At 62.6% G+C, this 7197-nt stretch carries 5 protein-coding genes and 1 pseudogene; 3 read left to right on the top strand and 3 right to left on the bottom strand.

The window, feature by feature from the left end:
• Positions 1-714: AMP-binding protein (locus EOC06_RS28655; protein ID WP_164898788.1), on the bottom strand; the 714-nt coding region annotated here is incomplete at its 3' end.
• 191 nt (positions 715-905) lie between these two features.
• Here EOC06_RS28655 and EOC06_RS28650 point away from each other — a divergent pair.
• The 3 genes and pseudogenes from EOC06_RS28650 to EOC06_RS28640 all read left to right on the top strand — a co-directional run.
• Positions 906-1871, top strand: a complete 966-nt coding sequence (locus EOC06_RS28650; protein WP_128309385.1) for a sugar-binding transcriptional regulator — start codon at positions 906-908, stop codon at positions 1869-1871.
• An 89-nt stretch (positions 1872-1960) separates the two neighbouring features.
• A complete protein-coding gene (locus EOC06_RS28645) occupies positions 1961-4015 on the top strand; it encodes a bifunctional aldolase/short-chain dehydrogenase (RefSeq protein WP_128309384.1) in 2055 nt (684 codons plus the stop codon).
• 122 nt (positions 4016-4137) lie between these two features.
• A pseudogene (locus EOC06_RS28640) lies at positions 4138-4920 on the top strand (alpha/beta fold hydrolase); the annotation flags it as partial.
• A 299-nt stretch (positions 4921-5219) separates the two neighbouring features.
• On the opposite strand, the gene EOC06_RS28635 reads toward EOC06_RS28640, so the two are convergent.
• Both EOC06_RS28635 and EOC06_RS28630 read right to left on the bottom strand, forming a co-directional pair.
• Complete coding sequence (locus EOC06_RS28635; protein ID WP_128309383.1) at positions 5220-6272, bottom strand: substrate-binding domain-containing protein; 1053 nt, start codon at positions 6270-6272, stop codon at positions 5220-5222.
• 50 nt (positions 6273-6322) lie between these two features.
• Positions 6323-7197: ABC transporter permease (locus EOC06_RS28630; protein ID WP_164898787.1), on the bottom strand; the 875-nt coding region annotated here is incomplete at its 5' end.

Below are 7197 nucleotides of genomic sequence, written 5' to 3'. Positions count from 1 at the left end.
CATCGGCAGCGTCCAGAGATAGACGGCGTGCTTGGCCATGCCCGCATGAATGGTGTTGGTGTAGGCCATCAGCGCGGCACCGCGATGGTGGTAGACGACGCCCTTCGGATTGCCTGTCGTTCCGGAAGTGTAGTTGAGCGAGATGGCGTCCCACTCGTCGTCGGGCATCGACCAAGCGAAATCCTCGGCGCCGCCTGCAACAAACGCCTCATAGTCCAGCGTGCCAACCCGCTCGCCCTTCGGATACGGCGCGTCGTCGGCGTATTCGGGATCATCATAGTCGATGACCAGCGGCTTGACCTTGGCCAGTTCCAGGGCCTGCCTGACAACGCCGGAGAATTCGCGGTCGACGATCAGCACCTTGGTCTCGGCATGATCGAGCTGGAAGGCGATGACCGCGGCATCGAGGCGGGTGTTGAGCGAATGCAGCACCGCCTTGGTCATCGGCACGCCGAAATGCGCCTCCAGCATCGGCGGCGTGTTTGACAGCATGACGGTGACGGTGTCGCCCTTGCCGATGCCGCGCCTGTCGAGCGCCGAGGCAAGCTTCAGCGACCGCTGCCAGAAGGTGCGATAGTCGATACGCTGGTGGCCATGAATGATGGCGAGATGGTCGGGATAGGTCTTGGCCGCGCGCTCAAGATAGGTGAGCGGTGTCAGCGGTTGATGGTTGGCCGCGTTCTTGTCGAGATCCTGTTCGTAAGGACTGCCCATCCCATGCTCCCCCCGCGGTTTCTTTCAGACGTTCTAATCACAGGCTCGGGCCGCGTCACCACAAACGATGCCACGAGAGAGCGCATTTGGCACAATGATGAACCAGATTCAGCGTAAGCGGGAGTATCGCATACCTCTGCCCAGTTTGACTTTTGTCGAGAGCCGTGAATAATGTCAGCCGAGGAGACGGCATGGCGATCCGACCGGCAGAACAGCTCATCCACAAGGCCGCCTGGCTCTACTATGCCCATGGCCTGCGGCAGGACCAGGTGGCGAGCCAGCTTAACATTTCCCGTGCCTCGGTCGCCATGTATCTGCGCAAGGCGCGCGAGACCGGCATCGTCAACATCTCGACTTCGACCCAGCTTTTCACCGACGACGTTCTGGCGCGCAAGCTTGAGGATGCGTTGAGCCTCGACGCCGTCTGGATCGCACCGGAGAATGATCATATTGCCGACCCGTCGACGGAAATCGCCGTGCTGGCGGCAAGCGTCTTTCTCGAACTGGTCAAGAAGGGCGACCGCATCGGCGTCGCCTGGGGCCGCACCGTCTATATGATCGCCGACGTGATGTCCTATGCCGATCTGCAGGATGTCACAGTGGTGCAGCTCTGCGGCAATCTCGGCGCGCCCTATTCCTATCGCCCCGACCAATGCACCATGGAGATCGCCCGGCGGCTCAACGCCAAGGGGCTCAATTTCTACGCGCCGCTGGTGCTGTCGACGGAAGAACTCGCGCGGGCGCTGCGTGCCGAGCCAGTGATCCGGGAACAATTGTCGGGTGTCAGCGAATGCGACCTGGCATTATACTCGGTCGGCGCGGTCGACGCCGACAGCCATCTGGTCAAATGCGGCGCGCTGACGCCAAGTGAAATGGCGGATCTGCGCAGCCAAGGCGCTGCCGGCGTGATTGCCGGGCAGATCATAGACGCCGAAGGCAAGGTGCTCGACTGCAGTTATAACAGGCGGGCGATCTCCGCCGAACTTGCCTCGCTGCGCGCCATCACCAGGCGTTTGGTGGTGGTGCAGGAAGACAGCAAGTTCGAACCGCTGCTCGCGGCGATCGCGGGCGGCCTTTGCACGCATCTGGTGGTCGGCGCGCACATGGCGCAGCGGCTCCTGGATCATGCGGCTGCCACGACAGAAAAGGCCTCCTAGAAATCCCCTCTCCGTCGCCGGCGCATTGTCATCAAAGCGTCGCGGCAATCCTGTTTCACCAACAAAGACAGCAACCGGACGAAGCGAACATGAAGAATTTGTGGAATGACGAAGCAGCCGAAAAACTCGTCGCAGACTACGCGAAAAAGGGTATCGGCCGCGACCTGGCGCTGCGCGTCTACACGACCCGGCTGCTCGGCGGCGAACCACGGCTGGTCCTGCATGGCGGCGGCAACACCTCTTGCAAGACGACGGCAACCGACCTCGTCGGCGACCAGTGGGACGTGCTGTGCGTCAAGGGCAGCGGCTGGGATATGGGCGTCATCGAGCCGCAGGGCCTGCCGGCGGTCAAGCTCAAGCCGTTGCTCAAGGCGCGCGCGCTGAACAGGCTGACCGACGAGGACATGGTTGCCCTGCAACGCGTCAACCTCATCGATCCGTCCTCGCCCAACCCGTCGGTCGAGACGCTGCTGCATGCCTTCTTGCCGCACAAATTCGTCGACCACACGCACTCGACTGCCATTCTCGCCATCGTCGACCAGGAGGACTCCAAGCCGCTGGTGAAGACGGTTTTCGGCAGCAGGATGGGTTATGTGCCTTACATCATGCCCGGTTTCGACCTCGCCAAGGCGGCCGCCGACATCTTCGACGCCGACCCTGATGTCGAAGGCCTGATCCTCGACAAGCACGGCATTTTCACCTTCGGCGACGACGCCAAACAGGCCTACGACCGGATGATCCACTATGTGAATGTCGCCGAGGACTTCATTGCCGCAAGCGGCAAGCCGAAGGCGGCAAAGGCGGCCTTGCCGGCAAGCCTCGCGACACCGGCGTCCATCGCGCCGATGCTGCGTGGTGCGGTGGCGGTGGCGCGCGGCGAAGGCCGCTTCGACCGCATGATCAGCGATTTCCGCACTTCGCCGGCAATTGTCGATTTCATCAATTCGGCTGAGATCGCCGACTATGCCGGACGCGGTGTGTCGACACCGGATCTGTCGATCCGCATCAAGACCGGCCCAATGGCGCTGCCGGCGCCCGATGCGGACAAGACCGGCGACTACAAGGCGGTGATCAAGAGCCATGTCGACGCGTTCGCCAAGGATTATCGCGCCTATTTCGAAACCAATGATGCGCTCGACGACGTCAAGCGCACCATGCTCGACCAGATGCCGCGGCTGACGCTGGTGCCGGGCCTCGGCATGTTCGGCCATGGCCGCACGCTGAAGGACGCGAAGATCGCCTCGGATGTCGGCGAGATGTGGATCGAGGCGGTGCGCGGCGCCGAGGCGGTCGGCCGTTTCCATCCGCTCTCCAAGGCCGATCTGTTCCCGCTCGAATACTGGTCGCTGGAACAGGCCAAGCTCGCCTCCAACAAGCCGAAGCCGCTGACTGGCCAGGTGGTGCTGATTACCGGCGGCGCCGGCGCGATCGGTGCAGCGACAGCCAAATTGTTCGCCGACAATGGCGCCCATGCCGTCGTCGTCGATCTCGACGCCGAAAAGGCTGCCGATGCGGCGAAGAAAGCCGGCAACAATTCGATCGGCGTCGCCGCAGACATCACCGACCCGGCACAGGTGCGTGCCGCCTTCGACAAAGCGGTTGCCGTGTTCGGCGGTGTCGACATCCTGGTTTCCAATGCCGGCGCCGCCTGGGAAGGCCGCATCGGCGAGCTCGACGACGCGCTCCTGCGCAAGAGTTTCGAGCTCAATTTCTTCGCCCACCAATCGGTGGCGCAGAATGCCGTGCGCATCATGCTCGAGCAGGGCACCGGCGGCGTGCTTCTGTTCAACACCTCCAAACAGGCGGTCAACCCCGGCCCGAAGTTCGGCGCCTATGGCGTGCCGAAGGCGGCGACACTGTTCCTGTCCAGGCAATACGCGCTCGACTATGGCGCGCATGGCATCCGCTCCAACGCCGTCAACGCCGACCGCATCCGCTCGGGGCTTCTGACCGACGCCATGATCGCCAGCCGCTCGGGCGCGCGCGGCGTGTCGGAGAAGGACTACATGTCCGGCAATCTGCTCGGCCAGGAAGTGACGGCGCAGGACGTGGCGCAGGCCTTCCTGCATCACGCGCTGGCCGACCGCACCACCGCCGATGTGACGACGGTCGACGGCGGGAATATCGCGGCAGCGCTGCGCTGACGTAGAGAGGTGCGGTGCAACTCTGAAGCTTGCTCGAGAAGGGGCGGTTGGGAACTTTCGACCCGACCGGCCATTGAGATCGAGCAAGGTCAAGCAGCTAAATTGTTGCCGGGAGTTCCCTCATGCCAACCGATGACTGGTCCCTGCCCGAACGCTTTATTTATTCGGGTCACCCGATTGCATGGGGAACGATCGGCGACGGCCCGCCGGCGGTCTTGCTTCATGGTACCCCGTTCTCGTCGGTGGAATGGCGGCGGATTGCAGCTTGGCTCGGGCAACGGCGCCGGATCTACTATTTCGACATGCTCGGCTACGGGCAATCCGCCAAGCCCGACGCGGACGTGTCGCGCGGCATTCAAAACGAGTTGTTCGCGGCGCTCTACGCTCACTGGGAGCTGGAGTGGCCCGACATCGTGGCGCATGACTTCGGCGGCTCCGTCGCGTTGCGCGGCCACCTGCTCAACGGGCTCGATTATCGCTCCCTGGTGCTGATCGATCCGGTCGCGATCAGCCCCCAGGGATCGCCCTTGGTTCAAGCGGCAAAAGAACACGAGAAAGCGTTTGCCGGTCTGCCGGCCTATATCCATGAAGCCATGCTTCGCGCCTATATCGGCGGCTCTGTCGCGAACGCGTTGCGCGCGGACGAAATGCAGCTCTATCTGCAGCCATGGCTTGGAGACGAGGGACAGAAGGCTTTTTGGCGTCAGATCGCACAGATGGACGACAAGTTCAGTCGAGAGGTCGAGTGGCGGTACGACGAGATACGTTGCCCTGTGACGATCCTGTGGGGTGAAGACGACGAGTGGATTCCGCTCGACGACGGGCGAGAACTCGCGCGCCGCATCCCCGGTGCGCCGTTCATCGCGGTTCCAAATGCCAAACATCTCGTTCAGGAAGACGCGCCAGAGGCAATAATCTCGACTGCGCTCGACTTCTGGAACGACCGCATCCTCGGCCGCCGCGAAACCCCTGCTACAGCAACTCTAGAATGTGTTTCCAGGCCCTGGTTCCCAGCCTCGAATCAGCCTCGTCACTGCGGCATCGAAACAAGGTTCCGGCGACGGCGCCGGACAGGTCTTCCTCGATTGCCGCCTGAGCTTCCATATACGCACCGTACCTTGGGCCGGAGCCTGGCGCCGGCTGAGATATTCGGCAAAAAGGCCGCCTGCAGCAAGCGGCTGCAGGCGGCCTTCGATAGCGAAACCTACTTGGCGTTCGGGTTCGGCATCCAGGCCGGCATCGCGACATCGGCATGGGCGAACTGCGGCAGCTTGGCCGACAGGTCTTCCATGTTCTTGATGTCCTTGTCGATGAGGTCCTTCTGGGTGATCAGCGTCGGCGGCACGACGACGTTGTGGCCGGGATCTTCGCCGGCCAGCAGCTGCGCCAGCGCACGCACCGAGACCTGGCCGACGACGGCCGGATTGGTCGCGGCGGTCGCAGCCCAGGCGCTGTCGGGCTCACGCATCGCAGCGATATCGGACGTCGAGATATCTGCCGAATAGATCTTGATGCCCTTGTTCAAGCCCGCTTCGTCGACGGCGATCTTCACGCCCTTGGCGAATTCGTCATAGGGAGCGAACATCACCTTGATGTCGGGATGCGCCGTCAGCACCGAACGCGCCTGGTTGGCGACGGAGTTGGCAATCGGATTGTCGAGCGTGCCGAACATCGCGACTTCCTTGATGCCGGCATACTTCTTCTTGACGTCGACCCAGGTCTCGTTGCGGCGGTCGAGCGGCGCGATGCCGGCGACATAGACATAGCCGGCATTCCAGCTTTCGCCATTGTCCTTGACCGCCTGCTCGAGGGCGAGGCGCGCCAAGTCGCGGTCGGACTGTTCGATCTGCGGGATCTTGGGATTCTCGACATTGACGTCGAACGCCACCACCTTGATGCCGGCGTCGACCGCACGCTGGGCGGCGTCCTTCATCGATTCCGTCAGGCCGTGCTGGATGATGATGCCCTGCACGCCAAGCGCGATGGCCTGATCGACCATGTCGGACTGAAGGGCGGCATCCTGGCGGCTGTCGAGGACACGCAGGTCGATGCCGAGCGCCTTCGACTGCGCCTCGACGCCTGAGAGATAGGCCTGGAAGAAGTCGCCGGTCGAGAGATAACGCACCAGCGCGATCTTCACGCCAGGCTTGTCGAAAGGCGCCGGCTTGTCCGCGGCAAAAGCCGGGACCTGCATCAGCACGGTTGCGCCGGCCAATCCGAGCGCCACCTTCCCCAGAAGTCTTCTTGTAATGCTCACTTTGTTTTCCTCCACTCTTGTTGAACCCAAAATCCTGTTCCGGTCGAAAGCTACCTCCGGCCTCTGCCCGAAAGCGCAAAGGTGAAGACAAGGGCGACGACCAGAACCACGCCCTTGACGAAATCCTGCGTATAGTAAGGCGCGTTCATCATCGTCAGGCCTTGCAGCAAGATGCCGACGAACAGCGCACCGATGGCAGTGCCGAAGGCGTTCGGCTTGGCGGCACCTAGCACCGCGTAGCCAATCAGTGCTGCGGCGACCGCATCGAGCAGCAGATTATTACCCGAGGCGATGTCGCCGCGTCCAAGCCGGGCAGCGAGCAAAATACCGCCAATCGAGGCAAAAACTCCTGAAATAACGTAGGCCCAGATCTTGTATGCCTTGACAGGCGCACCGGCGAGTTCGGCGGCGCGCTCATTGCTGCCGACGGCATACATCATGCGACCGAAGCGGGTGTATTCGAGGAAGAACCAGATCAGCACGGCGAGCACGAGCAGCACGACTACCGACACCGGAATCAGGTTCGGGATGAAGAAGTCGAAGCGGTGGCGGCCGAGCGCCAGGAAGGCGTCGGAGAATTTGCCATTGGCGACCGAACCGTCCGGCATGGTCATGCCGGTGGCGATCGAGCGGCCTTCGGTTGGAATGCGCTGCAGGCCGACGAGCAGGAACATCATGCCGAGCGTCGCCAGCAGATCGGGCACGCGCATGTAGACGATCAGCCAGCCATTGATCAGGCCGACAATGGCGCCGATCAGCAGGCAGACGACGACCGCGACAAGGGCGTTCTGCTCCAGCACCACCATGACATAGGCCGCCGCCATCATGGCTGATGTAGCGACCGAGCCGATCGACAGATCGAAGCCGCCGACGACCAGCGTGGCGGTGACGCCGAGCGCCAGCACGCCGGTGATGGCGACTGACT

Origin of the sequence: Mesorhizobium sp. M7A.F.Ca.MR.362.00.0.0, from assembly GCF_004023175.1 — a bacterium.
Lineage (GTDB): Bacteria > Pseudomonadota > Alphaproteobacteria > Rhizobiales > Rhizobiaceae > Mesorhizobium.
This window is presented reverse-complemented; position numbering and strand designations above follow the sequence as displayed.

Bases quoted from the DNA above. Each gene is read 5' to 3' on its own strand.
- EOC06_RS28650 (WP_128309385.1), top strand. From the start codon at position 906: ATGGCGATCCGACCGGCAGAACAGCTCATCCACAAGGCCGCCTGGCTC.
- EOC06_RS28645 (WP_128309384.1), top strand. From the start codon at position 1,961: ATGAAGAATTTGTGGAATGACGAAGCAGCCGAAAAACTCGTCGCAGAC.